18 protein-coding genes are annotated in these 21,472 nt (G+C 68.2%); 4 read left to right on the forward strand and 14 right to left on the reverse strand.

Annotated elements, in window-relative coordinates; translation table 11 throughout:
* Nucleotides 1–136: 136 nt before the first annotated feature.
* The 4 genes from SFB74_RS32975 to SFB74_RS32990 all read right to left on the reverse strand — a co-directional run bounded on the left by SFB74_RS32975 (nt 137) and on the right by SFB74_RS32990 (nt 2,452).
* A complete protein-coding gene (locus SFB74_RS32975) occupies nt 137–406 on the reverse strand; it encodes a hypothetical protein (protein ID WP_369660278.1) in 270 nt (89 codons plus the stop codon).
* Nucleotides 403–1,053 (reverse strand): hypothetical protein, encoded by a 651-nt coding sequence (locus SFB74_RS32980; protein ID WP_432728584.1) that lies wholly within the window; start codon nt 1,051–1,053, stop codon nt 403–405. The genes SFB74_RS32975 and SFB74_RS32980 overlap by 4 nt, the downstream gene beginning before the upstream one ends.
* The gene (locus tag SFB74_RS32985) at nt 1,050–1,541 is read right to left on the reverse strand and encodes a lysozyme (RefSeq protein WP_432728585.1); all 492 of its coding nucleotides are present in this window, start codon (nt 1,539–1,541) and stop codon (nt 1,050–1,052) included. The genes SFB74_RS32980 and SFB74_RS32985 overlap by 4 nt, the downstream gene beginning before the upstream one ends.
* 188 nt (nt 1,542–1,729) lie before the next feature.
* Nucleotides 1,730–2,452, reverse strand: coding sequence for an XRE family transcriptional regulator (locus SFB74_RS32990; RefSeq protein WP_432728586.1), 723 nt, complete (start codon nt 2,450–2,452; stop codon nt 1,730–1,732).
* Nucleotides 2,453–2,815: 363 nt separating this feature from the next.
* On the opposite strand from SFB74_RS32990, the gene SFB74_RS32995 reads away from it, so the two are divergent.
* The 4 genes from SFB74_RS32995 (at nt 2,816) to SFB74_RS33010 (ending at nt 4,400) form a co-directional block, all read left to right on the forward strand.
* The gene (locus tag SFB74_RS32995) at nt 2,816–3,211 is read left to right on the forward strand and encodes a hypothetical protein (protein WP_432728587.1); all 396 of its coding nucleotides are present in this window, start codon (nt 2,816–2,818) and stop codon (nt 3,209–3,211) included.
* Between the two features lie 20 nt (nt 3,212–3,231).
* Nucleotides 3,232–3,453 (forward strand): hypothetical protein, encoded by a 222-nt coding sequence (locus tag SFB74_RS33000; RefSeq protein ID WP_432728588.1) that lies wholly within the window; start codon nt 3,232–3,234, stop codon nt 3,451–3,453.
* Complete coding sequence (locus tag SFB74_RS33005; RefSeq protein WP_432728589.1) at nt 3,450–3,857, forward strand: hypothetical protein; 408 nt, start codon at nt 3,450–3,452, stop codon at nt 3,855–3,857. The genes SFB74_RS33000 and SFB74_RS33005 overlap by 4 nt, the downstream gene beginning before the upstream one ends.
* Nucleotides 3,858–3,926: 69 nt before the next feature.
* On the forward strand, nt 3,927–4,400 hold the full coding sequence (locus SFB74_RS33010; RefSeq protein ID WP_432728590.1) for a Mor transcription activator family protein: 474 nt from the start codon (nt 3,927–3,929) through the stop codon (nt 4,398–4,400).
* Nucleotides 4,401–4,418: 18 nt separating this feature from the next.
* Here SFB74_RS33010 and SFB74_RS33015 read toward each other — a convergent pair whose 3' ends face one another.
* The 10 genes from SFB74_RS33015 to SFB74_RS33060 all read right to left on the reverse strand — a co-directional run bounded on the left by SFB74_RS33015 (nt 4,419) and on the right by SFB74_RS33060 (nt 21,425).
* Nucleotides 4,419–5,771 carry an esterase-like activity of phytase family protein gene (locus SFB74_RS33015; protein ID WP_432728591.1) on the reverse strand — a complete coding sequence of 451 codons (1,353 nt, stop codon included), beginning with the start codon at nt 5,769–5,771 and terminating at the stop codon, nt 4,419–4,421.
* 85 nt (nt 5,772–5,856) lie between these two features.
* On the reverse strand, nt 5,857–8,205 hold the full coding sequence (gene pbpC, locus SFB74_RS33020; protein WP_432728592.1) for a penicillin-binding protein 1C: 2,349 nt from the start codon (nt 8,203–8,205) through the stop codon (nt 5,857–5,859).
* A 13-nt stretch (nt 8,206–8,218) separates the two neighbouring features.
* A complete protein-coding gene (locus SFB74_RS33025; protein ID WP_432728593.1) occupies nt 8,219–14,242 on the reverse strand; it encodes an alpha-2-macroglobulin family protein in 6,024 nt (2,007 codons plus the stop codon).
* 136 nt (nt 14,243–14,378) lie between these two features.
* On the reverse strand, nt 14,379–14,849 hold the full coding sequence (locus SFB74_RS33030) for a DUF2269 family protein (RefSeq protein WP_432728594.1): 471 nt from the start codon (nt 14,847–14,849) through the stop codon (nt 14,379–14,381).
* A gap of 1 nt (nt 14,850) precedes the next feature.
* A complete protein-coding gene (locus SFB74_RS33035; RefSeq protein WP_432728595.1) occupies nt 14,851–15,231 on the reverse strand; it encodes a DoxX-like family protein in 381 nt (126 codons plus the stop codon).
* Entirely contained in the window at nt 15,228–16,358 is a 1,131-nt protein-coding gene (locus SFB74_RS33040; protein ID WP_432728596.1) for a saccharopine dehydrogenase family protein, read from the reverse strand. The genes SFB74_RS33035 and SFB74_RS33040 overlap by 4 nt, the downstream gene beginning before the upstream one ends.
* Nucleotides 16,355–17,986 carry an FAD-dependent oxidoreductase gene (locus SFB74_RS33045; RefSeq protein WP_432728597.1) on the reverse strand — a complete coding sequence of 544 codons (1,632 nt, stop codon included), beginning with the start codon at nt 17,984–17,986 and terminating at the stop codon, nt 16,355–16,357. Before SFB74_RS33045 ends, SFB74_RS33040 begins: the two co-directional genes overlap by 4 nt.
* A gap of 128 nt (nt 17,987–18,114) precedes the next feature.
* Complete coding sequence (locus SFB74_RS33050; protein ID WP_432728598.1) at nt 18,115–19,671, reverse strand: polyamine aminopropyltransferase; 1,557 nt, start codon at nt 19,669–19,671, stop codon at nt 18,115–18,117.
* Nucleotides 19,668–19,886, reverse strand: a complete 219-nt coding sequence (locus tag SFB74_RS33055; RefSeq protein WP_019653703.1) for a DUF350 domain-containing protein — start codon at nt 19,884–19,886, stop codon at nt 19,668–19,670. Before SFB74_RS33055 ends, SFB74_RS33050 begins: the two co-directional genes overlap by 4 nt.
* 51 nt (nt 19,887–19,937) lie before the next feature.
* On the reverse strand, nt 19,938–21,425 hold the full coding sequence (locus SFB74_RS33060; protein WP_432728599.1) for a DUF4178 domain-containing protein: 1,488 nt from the start codon (nt 21,423–21,425) through the stop codon (nt 19,938–19,940).
* Between the last annotated feature and the right edge of the window lie 47 nt (nt 21,426–21,472).

Below are 21,472 nucleotides of genomic sequence, written 5' to 3' on the forward strand. Positions count from 1 at the left end.
CGTGTGTGGAAAGTCGAGTGCTTGCGGTTCGGGAAGTACATCGATCACTTCGTTGGTTGGTGTATGAACTGTCGCGGCGAAGGCCTGTTTGCCTGAGGCCGACATCCGCCGGCCCCTCGCATCGATGCACCGGAAATCAGTTGATGCCGGGCCCGTTGCGGAACCACTGCTTCACGGCCTCCGCAAGCAGCGCCGTGCCGACGGCCATCGCGCCGCCCGATGCGGCACCGAACACGGCGGCTCGCTGCTCGACGGTGCGCAAGCGGCCATCGAGCGCGTCGAAGCGTGTGTCGAAGCCGTCCATGCGACGGGTCTGCCGGTCCTGTCCATCCTTCAGGGCCTGCACCAGGCCGTGGATCTGGCCGAGCAGCAGCAGCTCCTGGGTACGTGCGTGGAGATCGCTCATTGAGTAGGTCTTTCTGTGAGGAACTCGATCAGTGCGCGATACCGGAGGCGGTCCGCTGCGCATGACCTGGCGTTGATGTCGTGGTTGGTCCAGGCGTCGTCGACCGTGAGGCCGGCATCAGCAGCACAGGCTTCGACGGAGGTGTCAGCAAGTCCGCAGGCACCCGCGGGTACGTCGATGCCCGCGAGGGCGCTGTTCCACATCCAGACAGCAGCAAGGCTGAGGCGATGAGGGCCGCCGACAGCGTCGCGCTGTGTGTCGCCAGGCGGCGCAGCATCTGCCGCCGGTCCGGGCGCGGCAGCCTGCGCAGCACGGGCAGGCCGCTCAGCGCGGCGATCAGGAACAGCAGGAGGAAGGACAAGAGAAACGCGCTGGCGTAGATCATGGATGGGGCCTTCGAGGGAGAGATAGCTGGACTGCAGCGCGCTCGCGCCGAGCTGGTATTGCGCCGACGCGGCGCGTCCGCGCTCGTACTCGGCCTGCAGGTCCTGCGCGAGCTGCGTCGCGCGCTGCATTTCCTTCTGCTGCCAGATGGAGCGCTCCTGCATGCGGCCGGCACCGAGGATCGCGAAGGCGGCTGCGGCCAGCAGCAATGCGACCAATACACCGGCAATCAGGGCGCCCCAAGCCTTGGCCGCGAGGCTCATGGCGCGTCCCCCTTGCACTGCGCGTGCAGCCTGAGGCGGTCTTTCCAGAGACCAGCGCAGGTCTTGTTGCCGGATGCGGAGCAGTCGACTCCGCCTGCGTATTTCCATCCGAGGATCGCGTCGCACGCGCCCGCGTAGTCGCCGGCATTGAGGCGCTGCACCAGCACCGAGGTGCCGCCCTTGCGGCCACCGGTGCAGAAGTTGAAGGAGCCGACGTTGTAGGCCAGGCTCACGTACGCGTCGTACTCGTGCTGGTGCAGCGGCACCTTCACGCATTGCTTCAGCGCGTGTTCGTAGGTCTGTACGTCGCGCCATGCGCGCTGCAGCGCGAGCACGGGCGTGGTGGTGTCGCCCATGCGCACGCCTTCGGTCGTGCCGAAGCCGATGGTCGGCACAGCCGTGCCATGCACGGGGTCGGGGTAGGCCTTGTCGCTGTAGCCTTCGCGCGCGACGATGCCGACAAGCCCCGCCGCGCTGAGCGCGAGCACGGCAAGCAACTGCCGCGGGGCCTGGCCCCGTTCACGCCCGCGGCGATGTTCGAAGAAGAGTGTTCGGGAGGTGTCTTTGCCCATGGCCCGAATCGTCGGGCGCCAGGGTCAAAAGGCTGAGGCCGACATCGGCCGGCCTCTGGTTCAGGAAGCGCTGCTCCCTACACTGCGACGCAAGTCGCGCGGCTTCAGATCTCGCCGCCGTGCCACACGACGCGGCCGCTGATATGCAGCTCCGCCGCCTGTTCGGCACTCAGCACCTGCGGCTTGTACGCGGGGTTGTAGCTGATGATCTGCAGGCCGCCGGTCGAGAAGTCGCGCTGCAGCACCTTCACATAGTCGTGGCCGTCGAGCTGGATGACGTACACGCCGTCCTGGTCGAGCGACTTGGTCGCGGTGTCGACAAGCAGGATGTCGCCGTTGTTGATCTTGTCGGCCATCGAGTCGCCGCGTGCATGAACGATGCGGGCATGCGCCGGCTTCACGCCCTTGCGTGCCATCCATGAGCGGTTGAACGCGAAGCGGCCCATGTAGTCCTGCGAGCCGTTGATGGCGCCACTGCCGGCGCTCACGCGAACGTCGAGCAGTTCGACCAGCACGAAGGTCTCGTCATCCAGCCCGCTCGACAGCTGGCTCGGCGGGCTGGCCGACTGAAACGGGTTGAGCTCGGCGGGATCGACCCCGAGCGCGAGCGCCATCACATACAGCTGCTCGAGGCTGGCATCGCTGACGCCCCGCTCGATGCGGCCCACGGTATTGAAGTGGAGCCCGCTGCGCTGCGCGAGGTCGTCGATGGTCAGCCCCTTCTGCTTGCGCAGGTCGCGCACGCGTGCGCCCTGCGCAAGGGCCAGTTCACCGACACGAGCCTTCACCTCGGTGTCGTCGGGTGGGGTGTTGATTTGCTGCGTCACGGTAACTCTGGTTTGTGTGAACGCGCAGATACTAGACATGCAGGAGTATTTTTGCAACCCATTTCAGGTTAAAGAACTCCGAAAAGTTCGTTTTCATGTTTTTCTTGATTGCAAAAACTCACATGATGTGCATAATCGAGGCATCAAACACAAAACAGGGTATTTTCATGAACTGACACCCCGTTTGGGTTAAAGGCGTGCGTGTGACTGTGTAAAAGCAACCGAATCAGGTTTGAAGAGACACAAGGACACGCGCGTCGACACCAGCAAACCGAGCAGCAGTGCCACGAACGAGAAGGAACGTACTGTGGGAAGAGATCAAGCCAGGACCGGCGCCCCCGCGCGCCAGCAAGGGGGCGAGTGATGCAGGAAAACACGACTTCCGAATGGTTCGTTGCCAAGGCGCTGATGGCGCTGGCGCAGCGCCGCACCGAGGCCGGGCAGGAAGCTTCGGCCGCCTGCGAACCCGCGCCCGACGCGATGGTCCGCGATGCGGATCCGTTCGCCGAGCGCCTGTGGAACCTGCTGCGCATCCGGCGCGCACTGACGGCCGACGAAGCCGCGGCCCTGCTGGCCGGCGAGGATGACGACCTCAGCCAGGGCCGGCGCCAGGCTGGCGCACTCATGCTGTCGTGGTCGCGGCAATGCCCGCGGGCCGTGCGCGTGGAAGCACGGCGGGTCGACGGACTCAAGCGCTATGCATTGCTGCGCGACATCGGCGCGACGCCCCCGGCACCGCGCGGAGGCACCGCTTCGTGACCAGTGCGCCACCCTCATACATGAAAGAAGCCTGGTTCGCTCTGCTGCGCGATGCCTGTGCCGGCAAGCGGCGCTCCGAAATCGCGGCGCGGCTGCACCTGAGCGCCGCTGCGGTGAGCCAGGTCTTGAACGGCAGCGGCAAGTACGGCGCCGGCAAGGCAAGCACGGATCGCATCGCCCGCCGGGTGCTCGACACCTTCGGCGCCACCACGACGAACGAGACAGAAGGAGCCACCGAATGAGCATCGCAACCGATCGCGACCTGGACCGCGAAGTGCAGCGCGCCGTTGCCGCGCATCTCGAAGCCAACGAAGCAGCGTCCGCGAAGGAACTCGACAGCATGCTGGCGGAGCGCGTTGAAGGCTATCGACCCGAGCCCGGCGGTACGGCGCTGCGACAGCAGCTCGCAAAGCTTGCCGACGGCGGACACGTCCACAGCGTGGCGGTCGGAGGCAAGCCGCAGTGGAAGCAGGGCCCCGGCCCCGTGGCCGGGCGCATCGCGAAAGGCCGCAGGGTGATGCTGCTCGACTCCAGCGTCTACGAGCCGGAGGAAGTCCCGGTCATCCGGCCCGGCGCGATGGATTTCGCCCGCATTCCAAGCCTGCTGCTCGGCCATCGCAGCGGCTACTGGGGCACCTCGCGCTGAGCGCCGGCAGCCCCTGCACCGACCTCACGAACAACAAGTCACACATCTGGATCAGAGGAACACAGGAACATGCACGCCCAGGAATTCGTCAGCAGAACGCCATTTCCATCGCACGGGATCGCATCGTCGCCCCCGCCATCGCGAGCGCCGGGTGGTTTCCGGCAGGCAGCCACCGCGCTAGCGAGCGAACTGCTGCCTCCCAGGCTGCGCGAGTTCGTGCGATTGATCGGATTGCCCGCAACGCTGCGGATGATCGAGCGCTACGGCGGCCTGCGGATCTACATCCCGGCCCACCCGGCCCCGGACCATCCGCTGGCGAGCCTCATCGGCTTCGACAAGCTGCGCGCGCTGAGCGACGAGTACGCCGTCGACGGCATCGGCCTGCGCTTCGTGCTGCCGAAGGCCAAGCGCGCGTTCGATGCGATCCGCAACGAGCGGATCCGCACCGACTTCAGCACGGGCAAGTCGGTGCGGGCCCTGGCGGCGGAGCACAGCCTGGTCGAACGGCAGGTTGCCCGCATCGTCGCGGACATCGCGTTCTGACCAGGCCGGCCGCCTTGCTTACTTCGCCTGCAGCAGCGCCCCGGCTTCCAGCAACACCAGCTCGTTGTCGTCCGCCTTGTTCGGCTCACGGCTGCTCGAGAAGGGGAGGTTGTTGTCGTTGCCGACCACGATGTGCGTGGCGTCCACCACGTCGACGTTCTCGATGGTGAAGAAGGGGAACTTCAGCACGCCGTCGTTCAGGGGCTTGCGCGCGAGCTTGTTCGGGTCGGCGATGTTCAGCAGGTCGATGTAGCCGATCTTGCGCACCGGGCCGCCCACGTTGGCGTCGCTGAGCTCGACCTTGTAGACGCGCTTGAACTTCGCGATGTCGTGGAAGCAGTCGGTGCGCTTCTGGCCTTCGGGGCAGGCCTTGTCGCTCGTGCCTTCGCCGTTGTCGCGCTCGATGATGAGGCCGGTGGTGCCGTCGATCATGTTGAAGTCGCCGATGGCGTTGCCGTTGGCCTCGAGCACGTACTTCCAGTGGCGGCCGGTCCACTTCTCGGTGGCCACGTCGAACTCCAGCACGCGCAGGGCTTCCTTGCCTTCGAACTTCTCGTAGTCCTTGGCCTCGGCGTTCCACACCGGGCCTTCGAGCAGCGCATACAGCTTGCTGCCGTCCTTCGACGAGGCCATGCCTTCGAAGCCCTTGGAGCGCTTGATCTGGAAGTCGACCGCGCCGCCCGGGGCGCCCGGCGTGGTCACGGCCGGATGGTCGGGCGAGCGCACGGCCTTGCCGTCGACCAGCGTGTCGTACACGGCGAGCACCTTGCCCTTGAGGTCGGCCTTGATGAGGAAGGGGCCGAACTCTTCGCCGATCCACAGCGCGCCGCCGGCGAACTGGAAGCTCTCGGGGTCGAAGTCGGAGCCGGTCAGGTAGCGCTGCTTGGTGCCTTCGTGGACGATGCGGAAGGGCACCTTCTTGTCGGGGTCGTGCAGGAAGACGGTGTCGATGCGGTTGAACTTGCCGCTCTTGAAGTCCACCTTGTAGTGGTTCAGGTAGAGCATGAAGTCGGGCGAGTTGGCCTTGGCACCAGCGCCGTTGTCGGTGAGGATCCAGAAGCTGCCGTCGTCCATCTTCTTGATGCCGGAGTGGCCCTGCAGCGGCTGGCCCTTGAAGGGCAGCGACACGCCGGTGCCGCGGCCGCCCGAGAGGCCTTCGACCGATCCGGGCACTTCGACGCGCTTGCCGGTGGTGAACTTGCCGCTGACCTGCAGGTCGGCCGGAGCGTCCTTGGGCGCTGCGACGAAGCTCTGCGCGGACAACACGGCATGGCCGGCAAGCGTGGCGGGGAAGGCGGTCTGTGCAGCGGCACCGCTGCATGCGAAGGCGGCAGCAAGGGCGACGAAGGACAGGGAGGCAAGGCGCGTCATGAGCGGGAAAGTGTTCAAGTGGAAAACGCGTGACCATGCCGGCGAGGCATGACACAACCATGACATCGCCTGTCGCTTTCCCGCTTCAGGGAGCGATGTCGACCGTCACTTCCCGCGACTCCGCACGCCCCTGGTCATCGACCGCGCGCAGCAGGTAGCGCCGGCCCGAGCTCGCGAGATCGGGCATCCAGGTGATGCCTTCGCCCGGCGCGGCGCGGCCGATGAGCGCGTCGTCCGCGAACCAGTAGATCGCCTGCGTGCCTGCAGCCGCCTCGGCGCGCAGCACCAGCGGCTCCGGCTTCTTCGCGCGCAGTGTGTGGCGCACACCGCGCAGCGGCGATGTGATGAGCGGCGCGCCGTCTGAAGACGCATCGCCTTCGCCACCCTGCGCCTTCTCGCAGCCGTCGGAAGGCGCGCTCGCTCGCGGCAGCCCCGCCTGCCGGAAGAGCCGGCGCATGTCGCTGCCCCATTGCTCCACCACCTGCTGGCGCGCGTTGTGCTGCGGGCCGCAGACGACCTTGCCCGTGGTTTCGTCGACCCACACCGCGCGATGCAGGTTGCTGACCTGGATGGGCGACTTGCCGGCGATGAACCATGTCATGGTGCGCACCGGGCACAGCGCATCGGGCAGGCCGCCGGTCGCAGAGCAGACTTCGACCTGACGCAGGTCGGGCGGGCGGCGCGACGCTATCTCGCCGGGGTCCAGCCGCTCGGCGCGCAGCGCGTCGACCATGCGAAGGAAGAGCGGCGCGGCGGCGTCCACGCCCACCAGTGCCGGATTGCTGCTGCCGTCGAAATTGCCGACCCACACCACCAGCACGTGACGGCCGAACACGCCGGCAGTCCACGCATCGCGGAAGCCCCACGAGGTACCCGTCTTCCATGCGATGGCGGGACGCGCAGGCAGCGTGGTGTCGGGGCGCGGCGTGTGGCGCAGCATGTCGAGCGTGATGAACGACGCCTCTTCGCTCAGCAGGCGCAGCGGCTGCACGGGCTTCTCGTCGGGCACGGGCTGCGTGTAGCGGATGGGCTGCGAGACGCCGCCGTTGGCCAGCGTCGCGTACATGCCGGCCAGCTCCTCGGGCGTGACCTCGCCGCCGCCCAGCACCAGCGCGAGGCCGTAGTGCTGTTCGCTCTGCAGCTTCTGCACGCCCGCCAATCGCATGAAGTCGTAGAGCCCCGGCTTCGAGAGCTTCGCGGCCACCGCCACCGCGGGCACGTTGCGGCTGCGGATCAGCGCCTCCTGCGCCGGCAGCGGCCCCGCGAAGCGGTGGTCGAAGTTCTCGGGCGTGTAGGGGCCGAAGGAGGTTGGAGCATCTTTCAGCATCGTCTTCGGATGCAGCAGCCCCTGGTCGAGCGCCAGCGCGTAGATGAAGGGCTTGAGCGTGGACCCGGGCGAGCGCTTGGCCTGCGTGCCGTTGACCTGTCCCGCGATGGCGTCGTTGTGCCAGTCGGCCGAGCCGATCAGCGCGCGCACCTGCATGGTCGATGCATCGAGCAGCAGGGCGCTCGCGTTCGTCATGCCCACGTCGGCATGCGCGCGCAGGTACTGCGCCATCACGCGTTCGAGCGTTGCCTGCATGCGCAGGTCGATGGTGGTGCGCACCTCCTGCACGCCGCGCTCCTGCGCGAGCAGCATGTCGGTGGCGTGCGGCGCGAGAAAGGGCAGGCTGCCGCGCGACTGTGCCGACAGCGCGAGCTGCGCATCGGGCGCATGCTGCTTCGCCGCCGGATCGCGTTCGGCCCACAGCGCCCAGAGCCGTTCGCGCGCGGCCTGCAGCTCCGCATTGCGCCCGCGCTCGGCGATGCGCTTGACGGGGTTCTGCGGAATCACCGCAAGCGTCAGCGCCTCGGGCAGGCTCAGCTTGGCGGCGTCCTTGCGGAAGTAGATGAGGCTCGCGGCCTGCACGCCCTCGATGTTGCCGCCATAGGGCGCGGTGTTGAGATACGCCTCCAGGATGTCGTGCTTGCTGAAGCGTGCCTCCAGCCACAGCGCGGCGAAGATCTGCGCGACCTTGCCGGTGGGCGTGCGGCTGTCGATGCCGTAGACACGGCGCGCGAGCTGCATGGTGAGCGTGGAGCCGCCCTGCCTGCGCTCGCCGCTGGCGATGCGCCATGCGCTGCGCACCAGCGCGGCGGGGTTGACGCCGGGGTGCACGTAGAAGCGCCGGTCTTCGTACAGCAGCACCGCATCGACCAGCGTGGGCGAGATGCGTTCCAGCGGCTCCCAGAGCCGGTACTGCTGGTCGGCCGCAAGCGTGAGACGCAGCAGCTCGCTGTCGCGCGCATAGACGGCGCGCGAGCTGCCGACGGTCTCGCTCAGCGGGGCATGGGGCCACAGGCGCAGCAGTGCGAACACGAAGACGACGGCCAGCGCCCACAGCGCAGGCTTGCGCAGCCTTCTTGCCGCAGACGCGATGCCGCCGGTGCGCATGGCCCGATCCGCCTCAGTTCGCCACCACCTGGAAGCGCGCACCGGCCGAGCGCGAGAACACGCGCCGGTCGTACATCGCTTCGCCATACGCCGCCGGAACCACGTAGTCGCCCACGTTCGTGGCTCGCGCCTTGTAGGTCACCTCGAGCAGGTCCTTGCCGACGCCGCCGTAGAAGACGACGCGGTCTTCGCGGATGTCTGCGTACTGCACCTTCCACGAGCCGCCGCCGCCCAGGCGCTTCTTCCAGACGGGCGCGTCGGCGTTGGCGTCGTCGTCATCGCCCACGGCCTGCAGCACAGGCTCCAGGCCGCCGGGCAGCACGTCGACCAGCGCCACGTCGTTGATCTGCGCGCGCTCCAGGCTGCGCACGCGCACCCGCACCGTGACCTCTTCGCCGAGCTTCGCCTTGGTGACGGGGTTGCCCTTGGCGTCGAGCACCTCGTGGAAGATCTCCATGCCCTTGTTCACCGGCGTGGCGGGCACGTTGCGCTCGAAGCCCTGCTCGGCCCAGCTGTAGTACAGGTTGAAGTCGCTGTCGTTCGACAGCCTGAGCTTCGCCGTGCCGGCCGGCACCGCGGCGCGCGTGATCGGGTTCACCGAGCCCAGCGCGAGCGCCGCGGCCTGGCCTTGCGCGTTGACGGTGCTCGCCGAGAGCTTGCCTTCCACGTTCTGTCCGACGGCCTCGAAGTACGAATCCACCGCCAGCAGCATCGAGGCCGACGACAGGCTGTTGTACCAGCCGTCGCGCACCATCCCGGCCATGCCTTCCCACACCGCGGGCTTCAGCGTCTTCAGGCGCGTGGGGAAGTGGCGGCCCACCAGGTGCAGCGTCATGCTGTCGTGCACCAGCGGGTCGTAGTAGGAGCCCCAGACGTTGCGGCGCTGCTTCTTCTCGGTGCGCGCGAGCAGGTCGGACCACACGGGGTCGAGCAGCTCGTTGGCCACCTGCTCCTGCTTCACGAGCTGGTAGCTCGCGGCGAGATACACGGCGCCGAGATCGTCGCCCCAGCCCACGCCCTGCCGCGACAGCTGGTTGCGGCGGGCTTCGCGAAGGTTGGCGAGCGCCGCCGGCGCGACGATGCCCTGGCGTGTCAGCAGGTAGGCCGCCTGCGTGCGCTGGCGCCAGCCGTCGAGCGTGTTGTCGCCGCTGCCGAGCCAGCCCTGCAGGTAGGTGTTGGCCTTCTGCAGCAGGTCCTGCGGCACGGGCAGCTTGTGGTCCTTGGCCTCGACCAGCAGCTGCACCGCATAGAGCGTGGCGAAGGGGTCGGTGCCGGCGCCGGGCCACAGCGAGAAGCCGCCGTCGGCCGTCTGCCGCGCGCGCAGCTGCACGAGGTAGCGCTCGAAGGTCTTGCGCGCTTCGGGCAGCGGGCCCTGTTCGGCCGTGCGGCCGCGCGACATCTCCTTCACCAGCTCGGGGCGGCCCGACAGCAGCACAGCCGGGAAGGTCTGGCTCGTGATCTGCTCGGTGCAGCCGTGCGGATAGGCCTCCAGGTACTGCATCAGGCCGGTCGCGAAGGACCAGGGCGCTGCCGACACGGCCACGTCGCTCTGGCGGAAGTTCGGATACAGGTCGGCCTGGCTCGAGATTTCTCCCGCGCGCTGGAAGCTGCCGGCCTGCACCAGCGTGACGAAGGGCGATGCGGGCCGCACGCTCACCTCGGTGGACAGGCGCGCGCTGTAGCTCTTGTGCGTCGAGGTGAACACCAGCGCGGACGAACCCAGCACCGCCTGCTCGCCCGGCTTGGCGCGCACGTTGAACTTCGTGCTGGCTTCGCCGCGCTCGTTGACCTTGAGCGTCTGCGTGGCGTCGCCCACCACTTCGAGCCCGCCCGAGGCGGTGAGCGTGAGCGCGATGGGCGCTTCCTTGCCCGAGCCCACGATGTTGTTCGCGAGGCCCACACCCACTTCGACGGTGTCGCCGGGCGCCATGGCCAGCGGTGCGTTCGGCAGTATCACCATGTCGCCGCGCACCACGGTGCGGGTGCTCTTGGCGGCGGTGGTCTCATCGTTCACGGCCACGGCCATCACGCGCAGGCTGCCGTTGAAGCTCTCGGGCACGGTGTAGCTGAACTCGCGGCTGCCGTTCACGTCGACAAGGCCCGACCAGTAGGCCACCGGCTTGTCGCGCTTGCGCTTGAACGGGTTCAGGTGCTTGCCGAGCTCGCCTTCGCCGTCACCGCCGGGCGCCGCGCCCTGCATGAGCTTCTTGAACTCGGGCAGGATCAGGTCGAGCGTCTGCAGCGTGCCGACTTCGAGTGCGCGCTTCTGGAAGAAGTGCTTCAGCGGATCGGGCGTCTTGTAGCGCGCCACCTGCAGGATGCCTTCGTCCACCGCGAACACCACGGCGCGCGTGGGCTTGTCGCTGGTGAGCTTCATCTTCACCGTCTGACCGGGCTTCACCAGCTCGCTGCTGGTGAGCTGCAGGTTGGCGGTGCGTTTCGTCAGCGCCGTGGCGAAGGGCACCACGCCGTACGACAGCGGGCTCATGTAGACCTCGTCGGAAGCCGGGTCGCGCACGAAGTGCACGTTGATGTAGCCGGTGCCCTCGAAGTCCTTGGGCAGGGTGATCTTCTGCACCGACGCGGTCTTGTCGGTCTTGAACCATGCATGGGCGTAGACCTTGTCACGCTCGATGGTGATGAGGCCCGCGCCCACGTACGGCGCGCGGATGCTCACCGCGATCTCCTGACCCGGCTCGTAGTCCTTGCGGTCGAGCGTGAGCTGCAGCTCGGCGTTGCGGTCGAGCGAGCGCGACACGTTGGCGTTGCCCGCCACGCTGTACTCCACGCGGTTGAGCTCGAGCCCCTGCGCGTTGCGCACCACGTAGGCGAAGTTGCCGGGCGCGGCGGTGTCCAGCACCACGTTGTTGCCGACCGCGGCAATGGCGAAGGGCTTCTCGTCGAGCACGATCTCCTTGCGGCGCGACTCGTAGCGGTACAGGCCGTTGTCCTGCTTGATGAGCACCGACAGCACCTTGCGCTCGACGCGCTCGATCTTCAGGTCGGCCACGGCCGTCTTCTTCGCGCGCGGGTCGATGGCGATCACTGTGGCGTTGCGCGTGGCGCCCTTGCTCACGTAGCTGGTGTCGCCGTCGACCTTCACGCCGACGAGGTAGGGCATGTCGCTCACCAGCGTCTGCGCCTCGGCCGACACGCTGCGCCCGCCCTCGGGCTCGAAGGCCTTGGCGAGCACGTGCACCTGGTAGGTGGCGGCGTCGAAGCGCGAGAGGCGCAGGTCGAACTCGGCCTTGCCGTCGGCGCTGGTCTGCACGCTGCCCAGGTCGTCCACCTGCTTCTCGGTGGCGCGCTGCGGATCGAAGAAGGCGTAGTCGGTGAAGGCGCGGAACACCGGGAAGCCGGGGCTCAGCGTGAGCGTGCCTTCCACCTTGCGGTCGGGCGCGGGCGTGCCGAAGAGGTTCTGCACGTCGATCTGCGCCTTCAGGTCCTTGGGGCTCACCCAGCCTTCGGCAACTTCGTTGCTGAGCTTGGCCGTGACCTTGGTGCGGTCGGGCAGGAACTCCTGCACCTTCACGGTGGTGCTGCCGATCAGCAGGCTCTCGACCTCGGGCGCGCCGGGCGACGACTGGCGCGGCAGGTAGAGATTCACGGCGTAGTTGCCGGTGGGCGAGGTGTCCTGCGTGGTGTGAGCGATTTCCGCCGCGCCGCCGGGGCCGAGCCGGAGCTTCTCGCGGCGCACGCTGAGGCCGCGCGCGTCGATGATCTCGGCTTCAAGCGGCAGGTCGCGCAGCGATGTGCCCCAGTTGCCGGCCTTCACCATCATCGCGATGTGCATGGTGTCGCCGGGGCGGTAGATGCCGCGGTCGCTGAAGACGTACGCCGTCATCTGGTTCGGCACGCCGGCCGCGCGCAGGCCACCGACGTCGAAGCGCGAGATGTCGAGCGTGCGGTCGCTGCGGTTGAAAGGCAGGAAGCTCAGGTCGCCGTCCTTGCGCACCACCAGCACCACCGGCGCCTTCTCGCGCTGGTAGCCGGCGAGGTTGGGCAGCTTGGCGGCGCCCGTCGCGTCGGTGGACTGCGACGCGACGATCATGCCGTTGCGACCCCACACCTCGACCATCGCGCCCGCCACCGGCTGGCCGCTGGCGATGCTCTGCACGAACACGTCGCGCGTGCCGTCGAGCGACTTCTTGGCGACGATGCCCAGGTCGGTGACCAGCACCAGGCGCTGGTCGAGCTGCTGCTCGGGGCTGCCGCCCTCGCCGCCCTCGCCGTTGCCTTCCTCTTCGGAAGACTGCTCTTCTTGCTGCTGTTGCGCTTCCTCCGGCTGGCCTTCGCCCTCCGGCTTCTTTTTCGCCTTGGGGTCGTAGCCCTGCACCTTGAGCAGGAACACGCCGCGGCGGTCGGTCGCGTCGCTGCGCAGGTATTCGGCGAAGTCGACGGTCTCGTAGTGCGCCTTGCCGGCGGGAATGCTCAGCGGAATCTCCTTCTGGAAGCGGTCGACGAGGTTGTCCGACTGCAGGCCGCCGTAGAACTGCGGATGCGCGAAGTCGCCGTTGGTCTGCGTCACCAGGTGCTGCAGCTGCTGCGGCAGCAGGCGGCCGATTTCGAGGCGGATGCCGGGCAGGTCGCGCACCAGGATCGGCAGCTTGCGCTCGCCCGAGAGCGCGAGCAGCGAGCCCTGGCTCATGATGCTGAGCTCGGGCGCGAAGGTCTTGAGCAGGCGCACGTCCTGGCGCGCGGCGCCGAGCTGGTAGCCGCCGGGCGTCTTCAGGCCCTTGGCCACTCGCACCAGCAGGTAGCGGCCGCCCTCGGCCTGTGGCATGCGGAAGCTGACCATCTCGGTCACCTCGCGCTCGCTGGCGATGGCCTGCAGGTTGAGCTTCTTCGAGCGGCGCAGCACCGCGTCGGTGATCTTCGCCGGATCGGCGGACCAGTCGAACTTGTCGTCGGGGTCGCCCTTGGCCTCTTCCGTCACGGGCAGCAGCCAGGCCTGCACCACGCGCGCCATCTCGCGCTCGTGCACCGGCATGGAGGCGGTGACCTGCATCACGTGCTCGGGCTCGCCGTTCTCGCCGGTGACGATGGTGGGCTCGATGCCGGAGATGGAAAGGCTGTAGAGGCCGGGGATGTCGACCGCGCGCGACTGGTCGTTGCGCAGCGCCGGTCCGCCCTTCTGCGCGACGGTGCCGGCCGTGAGGCTCAGGATCGCGGGCCGCGTCTTCTCGGGAATGGGCAGCGGCTCCGACTGCAGCGTAGCGATGAGGCGCAGCTTGTCGTAGCTGACGGTGAATTTCTCGCTCGCGCACTTGCCCACGCTGAAGAAGGAGCTGCTGCAGGGCTGGTCGTAAGTCAGCACCAGCCGCTTCTCGAACTCGGCCGTGTTGACGGCGTGCGAGAAGCGCACCTGGAAGAGCGCGCGGCGCACGTTGGCCTGCACCGGGTCCTGGTAGAACTCGGCGCCTATGAACTGCGCGGTGAACTCGGGCGAGGTGAACTCGTACTTGCGCTGCGCCAGCTCGATGTGCGGCGCGAGGGCGCTGTCGGCAATCTGCACCTTGTAGGGCTGGCCGATGGGCCAGTCCTGGGCGGGCAGGAATTCGAGGCGGTTCTGCTTCGTCCAGGTCCAGCGGCCGGCAATGGCGGGCTCGATGGTGACACCGGTGGCTTCCTGTCCGACGCGTGCGATGGGCGCGACGGAGGCCGAGAAGTTGATGACGTAGGGGTTGGGGCCCTTGTCGAGTTCGATCTGCGTGCGCTGCGGCGAATCGGCCTTCGCGGTGGCGACCACGGGTTCGACGCGGTCGGGTGTGAGGCCGTGCCACCACTTCATCACATGGGGATGGGCGATCCAGCCGACCAGCGCGATCAGCAGCAGCAACGCCAACCACGCGAGGCGCTGCTGCAGCCACTGCAAGCCGAGGAGCACGAAGGAGCCCAGAATGCGCAGCCAGCCCGGGGGTCGCCAGGAACCGATGAGCCCGCGGGCCAGCGGACGCAGGAAGCCGAGCGCGCGGCCCAGCCCGGTGAAGAGCACGTCGCTGAGCGACGCGAGTTTTCTGTTGGCGACTTGAAGCATGGAAGCTCCCCACTGTTTTTTGTTGGCGCCCGCGAGTGTGCGAGCCATCTGTGAAGCAATCGCGCTGTGTGTGAAGTCTTCGTGAAAACCGCACAGGCCCGCGCCGGGCCTTCTTTCATCAGTTCATTTCAATGGCTCATAGCTGGGGCTTGGTCACCATCAGGTAGAACACGACCACCATGGCCGCGAAGGCCGGATAGCCCAGCAGTTCCCACCAGCGCTGGTAGCGCGCATACAGCGACGGCAAGGGCGCCGCATTGCGATGCGCCTGCGCCGCGATGGCCGCCATGCGGATCTGCAGCCACACCACCGGCAGCCAGCAGGCGCCCGCGAAGACGAACAACGCCAGCGACAGCGCAAGCCACGGCGTGGACAGCGGAAAGCCCGCCATGTGCGCCAGCGCGAAGCCGGTGGCCGGCTGCAGGATGACGGTGGGTGTCGTGAACCACCAGTCCGCGCGCACCACCAGCCGGCTCACCACCGCCTGCGCGGGCACGCTGCCGCTGCGGTTGGCGAAGAACATGTAGAAGGCCGAGCCCAGCCCCGTGCCGACCATCAGCACGCTGGAGACGATGTGCAGCCACTTGAGGACGAGGTAGGTGTTCATGTCATGGTGCGGCGCGACGAAACAGGTGCCACAGCAAGGCGGCGATGGGGAGGTTTTTCAGCAGCGGGCCGAGCGGATGCAGCCACAGGCCGGGTTGCAGCACCGTCGCCACCAAGGTCATGACGAGCATCAGCGCCAGGGCTGCCGCATAGCTGGCACGACCGGGCCACCGCCACAGCGCGACGCCGACCGCGAAATCGGCCGCCGCGCCGCCGACGATCAGCCCCTGCACCAGCCATTGCGGCGATGCGATGCCAGCGGCAGCCAGCACGTCGCGGCTCTGGCCGTTCAGTTCGACGAGGCTGACCACGGCGGTGATCAGCCAGACGGCGACGAGGCTGTAGCGCAGCAGGCGATCGGTCTCGTCGGCGGGGCAGTTCATCTGACGGCGGGGCTCGTGCTTTCTTCTTCGACCACATCGGTCACCATGCCCCAGCGCGCGAACTCCGGCTCGAATTCAGGCAGGGCCAGCAGCCCCATGCAGGCATGCGCGCCAACGGGCAGCGCTGAATCCTCGTTCGCGAGCCGGCGTGCCAGCAGGATCGCGGCCATGCACGGGATTTCCGGCCCGTGGTTGTCGTCGGCGGCGATGTGCCAGGCACGGCGTGCAGGCCGTCCCTGTGCATCGGTGCCTTCGACGCGCACGACCATGCCGCCCAGCGCCGTGCCCAGCGCGTCGAACACGCCGCCGGTGGCATGCAGCAGGGGCGCCAGCTTCTGCGGCGCCGGCAGCAGACCCGCGCGGCGCATGAAGGCCAGGAAGGCGAAGGCGTGCTGCGTCAGGCCGACTTCGAGCGCGGCGCGGAACATCACCGACCGCACGCCGGCATAACGCGCCGGAAAGAGCTCCAAGTCGGGAATGTCGCAGAGCGCGCCACGGCGTGGCTTCATGCGCGCAAACTCCACCTTCACCGGATCGGCCCAGCCCGGCATCTCGACCCAACCGCCTTCTTGCCATACGCGGATCGGCTCCCCGCAGTACGCGAGCACGCCCGCCAGCGTGGCCTCGCCGCGCGGCGCGCCCTGCGCCGGAGCGATGCAGATGTCGATGCCGCGGAAGCCCTGCCAGCCGTCTGCAAGATGGTCGACAACGGCGGACGACAGCGCGGGCACGGTGCTGGCTCCGCTCACCGCCAGGCGACCGCAGGCGCGGAAGGCCTCATCCATCGCGGCAGGAAAGTCGCACACGAAGCGCCGCCCGTCGGCCAGGTCGATGTAGTGCGCGCCCGCCGCCGCGACGGCCTGCGGCACGCGGTAGTCCTGGTTCTGGAAGGGGCCGGCGGTGTGGATCACCAGTTCCACGCCGAGGCCGCGCAGGGTGCCGGCGAGATCGGCGGCCTGCACGTCGATGCGCACGCCGCTCGCGGTGCCACCCAGCGACGAGGCGAAGGCCGTCGCACGCTGCGCGTCGCGCCCCGCCACGAGCAGATCGATGCCGGGGCTGCCGGCCAGCGCGCGGCAGATGCGCGCGCCGAAGTTGCCGTAGCCGCCGAGCACCAGCGTCTTCATGCCGCCGCCGCGTCCGTTCCCGCGACATGCCCGCGCGTGAACGCCTCTTCGAAGATCGAATAGCCCGACCAGTCCGCATGCGCGAACGACAGCCGCCCCGCCACCACGCTGCCGCGATGCGCAGCATCGGGCGAACCGATCTGCGCCAGCAGGCCGGGCCTGGGGATGGACATGGCGTGCCCGTAGCGCGTGATCTCGATGCGCGAGACCAGCGAGGGCAGGTCGGGGTGCGGCACCGACAGCTCGGCAAGCAGGTCGTCGCGCCAGCCGGTCCAGGGGCGCTCCAGCAGCAGCTTGCGGCCGTCGGCGGTGTCGTAGCCGCTCGGGCCCAGCGGGCGGTACCAGCTCAGCACTGTGCCGCGCGGCGTGGGGTCCAGCGTCTGGTGGCGCGCGTCGACATAGCCGAGGCCCCTGGTGCCGTAGATCACGTTGTCCCAGCTCGGCGCTGCGCCCACGCGGTCGGCCAGCGGGCCGCGCAGGTGGATGTTGGCCACCAGCCAGGGCGCGTAGCGAACGTGCGCCGCGGCGTTCTTCAGCACCTCGGGCGGGTCCTGGACCACGCGCGCGGCGATGAACACGGGCAGCGCGACGATGCAGCGCTCGGCCTGCCAGCGCACGATGGATTTCGATGCCGCATCCCACGCATCGACCTCGACGCCGTCGCGCACTTCGGCGATGCGCGTGACGACGCTGCCGGTGCGCAGGCGCTCGCCGAGCGGCCTGGCAAGCTGCTTCGTGAGCCAGCCGTTGCCCTCCGGCCAGGTGAGGATGCCGTCGCGCTCGGGGCTCGAGTCGTTGACGCTGCCCGTCGGATCGCCGGGCGCATGAAAGCCGTGCCGGCTCGCGAAATAGTGGATGCCGGCCCAGGCCGAGACCTGACCGATGCCCGCGCCATAGTCGTCGCGGCAGCAGTAGTCCAGGTACCAGCGCAGCTGCACGTCGCTGAAGCCCTCGGTGTCGAGCCAGCTCTCGAAGCTCACGGCGTCGAGCGCCAGCAGCTCGGGCGTGATGGCGACCTTGAGCGTCGGAATCGCGAAGTGCGCGGCGTGCTGCAGCGCGTCGATGCGTTGCGCGAACTTGCGGTACTGCGCGAGCGTGGCCTCGCCGACGCCGTGCACCGGCAAGAGGCCGTCCTGCCACTCGCCGTTGAAGAACAGGCGCTCCTGCGGGCTGTGGCAGAGCGTGACCTCGTCGTATTCCCAGCGGCCCGCCACGCGGCGGCGCAGACCGAGCTCTTCGAGCAGATCCTGCACCTCGCGCGCGTCGTCGCCCGGCACCGGCAGGTAGTGCGCGCCGAGCGGACAGGCGATGCCGTTGACCATGCCGCCGCGCGCGTTGCCGCCCGCGGTGTCTTCCAGCTCGAGCAGCGCGAAGTCGTCGATGCCCGAGAGCCGCAGCGCGCGGGCGGCTGCGAGGCCTGCAACGCCACCGCCGGCGATGACGACGCGCGTACGCTTGACCGTGGCAGGCGTCCTGCTCCCGAGAGCGCCATCGCGCATCGCGTGGCCGCGATTGACGTCGATGCCGGTGAAGCCGCCTTCAATGGGCGGCGCAGGCGCCTCGCAGCCTACAAGCGCCAGCGCACCCGCAGCCCCCGCCGCAGCCCCGAGAAATCCACGCCGCCTCATCCGCACCTGCCTGTTCGGCGTGTTCCAGGAACACCGCGGAACCGGCTCTGCCGGGCCGCAGGTGTTGCCCCCGGCGAGGGGGTTGGCGAAGCGACACGAAGTGCGCGAAGCCTGGGGGAGTGCATCATTCAGTGCGCCATGACCTTGCCCCACTCCTGTTCGTAGGTGGTGACGAGGATCTGGTTCGACAGCCGGTTCACTTCGGCCGGCACGCGCGCCATGTCGAGCGGAAAGTCGAACATCAGCGGCAGCGTGGTCGGGGAAAGGAAACGCAGGCCCGGCGGCAGTGCGTCGGGCATGTGATAGGGCCGGCGGCTCGCGATGATGTAGCCCCATTCGCCGAAGCTGGGCACATGCGCGTGGTACGGCGTGGCGCGCAGGCCCACCGACTCGATGGTGGTCGCCACGGTCCAGTAGCTCTTGCGCGCCACCAGCGGCGAGGTGGTCTGGATCACCGCGTAGCCGCTGGCCGACAGGCGCTTCTCGAGCAGCGAGTAGAAGCTGTTGGTGTAGAGCTTGCCGATGGCGAAGTTGGTCGGATCGGGAAAGTCGACCACGATCACGTCGAACATGTCGCCAGGCTGCTGCAGCCACTGGAAGGCGTCCGTGTTGACGATCTTCACCTTCGGCGAGGAAAGCGAATGTCCGTTGAGCGCGGCCAGCGTCTCGTGCTCGGTGAAGAGCTTCGTCATGTTCGGATCGAGCTCCACCAGCGTGACCGACTCGACCGAGGGGTACTTGAGGATCTCGCGCACCGCCATGCCGTCGCCGCCGCCGAGCACCGCGACCTTCTTCGGCGCGCCCTGCGCCGCCATCACCGGATGCACCAGCGCCTCGTGATAGCGATATTCGTCGCGCTCGGCGAACTGCAGGTTGCCATTGAGGAACAGCCGGTGCCCCAGCAGCCCGCGCGTGACCACGATGCGCTGGTAGGGCGAGGTGGCGCTGAAGACGATGCGGTCCTGGTAGAACTTGTCCTCGGCCAGCGTGGTGATGTGGTTGGCGCCCACGAAGGCCGCCACCAGCGCGGCCAGCGCGAGACAGCAGGCGACGGCATGCGCGCCCACGCGGCGCAGCTCATGGCGAAAGAGCCACAGTGCCCACACCGCCACAGCCGCGTTCATGATGCCGAACAGCAGGCCGGTGCGGATCATGCCCAGTTGCGGCACCAGGATCAGCGGGAAGGCGACCGACACCGCCAGCGCGCCGAGGTAGTCGAAGGTGAGCACCTGCGACACCAGGTTCTTGAGCACGATGTTGCGCTTCAGGATGCGCATCACCAGCGGGATCTCGAGCCCCACCAGCGTGCCCACGACCATCACCAGCCCGTACAGCAGCAGCCTGAAGGCACCGGGCACGTAGGCGTTGGCGAGGAACAGGATCGCCGGCAGCGCGCCGCCGATCAGCGCCACCAGCAGTTCGATGCGAAGGAAGTGCGCCGGCAGCTGGCGGTCGAAGTAGCGCGAGAGCCAGGAGCCCACGCCCATCGCGAACAGGTAGGTGCCGATGATGGTGCTGAACTGCAGCACCGAGTCGCCCAGCAGGTAGGAGCTGAGCGCGGCCGCCGTGAGCTCGTAGACGAGTCCGCAGGCGGCGACCACGAACACGCTGGCGAGCAGCGCGATCTCGATCGGTTGCGGCCCCCGCGCGTCCGGGGTGCGCGCGGGCAGGGCCGCGTCGCTCAATGGATTGCAGCAGCCACGATGATGCTGATGCCCAGGCTCATTGCCGCCACGACGAGGCCCAGCGCCACGTTCTGCTTCTCGACGATCTCGCCCCACAGGTCGTAGGGCGTGATCTTGTCGATGATCAGGAAGCAGAGCCAGAAGATCACGACGCCGATCAGCGCGTACACGAGCGATCCGAGGACCACGCCCGGTTTCAGCCATTCAAATCCCATGGGGACCTCCAGTCGTAGTAGTTAGAAAGACCATCGCGCGCATCTTCGCCGTCATTTGTGGCCGCCGCCACTCGAATAGCCGCCATACGAGCCGCCCGAGCTGCGATAGCCGGACGATCCGCCGCCGCTGCTGGAGCAGGTGCTCAGGATGATCAGCAGGATGATGATCACGACGATGATGAGGATGATGGTGCCGCAGCCCAGCCCGGAGGCGGCGCTCACGGGCAGCGCGTCGGCGCGCTTGAACATGTCCTTGCGCGCGTCGAGCTTGAAGGCGGTGGCCACTGCGCCGCTGTCGATCTTGGTGCCGGACGACCAGGTGAGCTCGTTGGTCGAACGCTCCATCGACAGCAGCGCGCCGCCATTGGCGAAGTCGCGGTTGAAGGTCTTCTGGCCGCGCTCGACCTGCCAGTAGAACTCGCCCGCCACGTAGGTGGTCTCGGCGTTGTAGGCGTACTGCTGCTGGTAGCGCTTGCCGAGGTAGGTGGCGCTGCTGCCGTTCTCGGCCATCACCGGCGCGCCGGTGGTCGGCTTGACCATGCTCCAGCCGTCCTCGGCGTCCACCAGGAAGCTGAAGCCGCGCTTCTTGTTGTAGAGCAGGTATTCGTCCCAGCCGAACTGCTCGTCGTCGCCGGGCTCGCTGCCCATGCGGTGCTGGAAGCCCACCACCTGCCACTGCGCGCCCTGCAGCTGGCCCATGGTGCCCAGCGCGATGAGCGGTCGCACGGGTTCGTCCTGCGTGGCGTGCTTCAGCTCGCCGCCGATGCCCTGCGACAGGTCGATGATGCTGTTGCACGAGCCGCAGGTGATGCTCTTGCTGTCCGCCAGGTTGACGGTGACGGGCGAGCCGCAGTTGGGGCAGTTGAAGCTGCGGCCTTTTTCGTCCTTGGCGGACTCGGCGCGCAGGCCGGTGAGCTGCAGGTCCTCGAGCTGCACCGAGCGGCCGAGGTAGGCGCTGGGCTTCGCGGTGCCGTAGTCGATGCTGAGCACCAGCCCGCGGTCGTTGCGCAGCTCGACCATCGCGAACTGGCGGCCCAGCTCCGGCAGGTGCGGCAGTTCGCCCTGGGCCGAGGTCAGCGCGACCTGCTCGTTCGAGGTGACGGTGTAGCTCTGGCCGGCGAAGGCGCTGGTGGCGCCCACGCGCAGGTCGACCGGCGGCGGCGCGGTGCGCTGCAAATCGAAGGGCAGGGCAAAGACGTAGGCGCCGTTGTCCTCGCTGAGGATGCCGGTGCGGTCGCCGTCGAGCGACGCGATCCATTCGGTCCAGCGCCCGCCGGGGTAGGTGTACTGCAGCCGGCCGATCAGCGTGAAGGGCTTGTCCTGGATGCGGCCGGCGGCGAACAACTGGAGCGGGCTGAAGTCGTCGAACAGCTCCGCCATCTTGCCGGTGCGCGCGAGCGTCTCGCCCTGGCGCACGACGGTGCTCTGGCAGTAGGGACAGACCGCGTGCGTCGATTGCGCCGAGCGGAATTCGACCGGCGCCCCGCAGCCGGGGCAGGGCGCTCGGTAGTAGCGTTGGTTGCCGGTTTCCTCAGCCATGGCGTCTCATCAGCCATGGCACCGGCGGCCACGAGTCTTTCAAGCCA

The organism is Variovorax xiamenensis (assembly GCF_050916385.1).
Lineage (GTDB): Bacteria > Pseudomonadota > Gammaproteobacteria > Burkholderiales > Burkholderiaceae_C > Variovorax.

Coding starts and splice junctions, on each gene's coding strand:
- SFB74_RS32975 (WP_369660278.1), bottom strand. CDS start 406: ATGAGCGATCTCCACGCACGTACCCAGGAGCTGCTGCTGCTCGGCCAG.
- SFB74_RS32980 (WP_432728584.1), bottom strand. CDS start 1,053: ATGAGCCTCGCGGCCAAGGCTTGGGGCGCCCTGATTGCCGGTGTATTG.
- SFB74_RS32995 (WP_432728587.1), top strand. CDS start 2,816: ATGCAGGAAAACACGACTTCCGAATGGTTCGTTGCCAAGGCGCTGATG.
- SFB74_RS33000 (WP_432728588.1), top strand. CDS start 3,232: ATGAAAGAAGCCTGGTTCGCTCTGCTGCGCGATGCCTGTGCCGGCAAG.
- SFB74_RS33005 (WP_432728589.1), top strand. CDS start 3,450: ATGAGCATCGCAACCGATCGCGACCTGGACCGCGAAGTGCAGCGCGCC.
- SFB74_RS33010 (WP_432728590.1), top strand. CDS start 3,927: ATGCACGCCCAGGAATTCGTCAGCAGAACGCCATTTCCATCGCACGGG.
- SFB74_RS33015 (WP_432728591.1), bottom strand. CDS start 5,771: ATGACGCGCCTTGCCTCCCTGTCCTTCGTCGCCCTTGCTGCCGCCTTC.
- pbpC (WP_432728592.1), bottom strand. CDS start 8,205: ATGCGCACCGGCGGCATCGCGTCTGCGGCAAGAAGGCTGCGCAAGCCT.
- SFB74_RS33025 (WP_432728593.1), bottom strand. CDS start 14,242: ATGCTTCAAGTCGCCAACAGAAAACTCGCGTCGCTCAGCGACGTGCTC.
- SFB74_RS33030 (WP_432728594.1), bottom strand. CDS start 14,849: ATGAACACCTACCTCGTCCTCAAGTGGCTGCACATCGTCTCCAGCGTG.
- SFB74_RS33035 (WP_432728595.1), bottom strand. CDS start 15,231: ATGAACTGCCCCGCCGACGAGACCGATCGCCTGCTGCGCTACAGCCTC.
- SFB74_RS33040 (WP_432728596.1), bottom strand. CDS start 16,358: ATGAAGACGCTGGTGCTCGGCGGCTACGGCAACTTCGGCGCGCGCATC.
- SFB74_RS33045 (WP_432728597.1), bottom strand. CDS start 17,986: ATGAGGCGGCGTGGATTTCTCGGGGCTGCGGCGGGGGCTGCGGGTGCG.
- SFB74_RS33055 (WP_019653703.1), bottom strand. CDS start 19,886: ATGGGATTTGAATGGCTGAAACCGGGCGTGGTCCTCGGATCGCTCGTG.
- SFB74_RS33060 (WP_432728599.1), bottom strand. CDS start 21,425: ATGGCTGAGGAAACCGGCAACCAACGCTACTACCGAGCGCCCTGCCCC.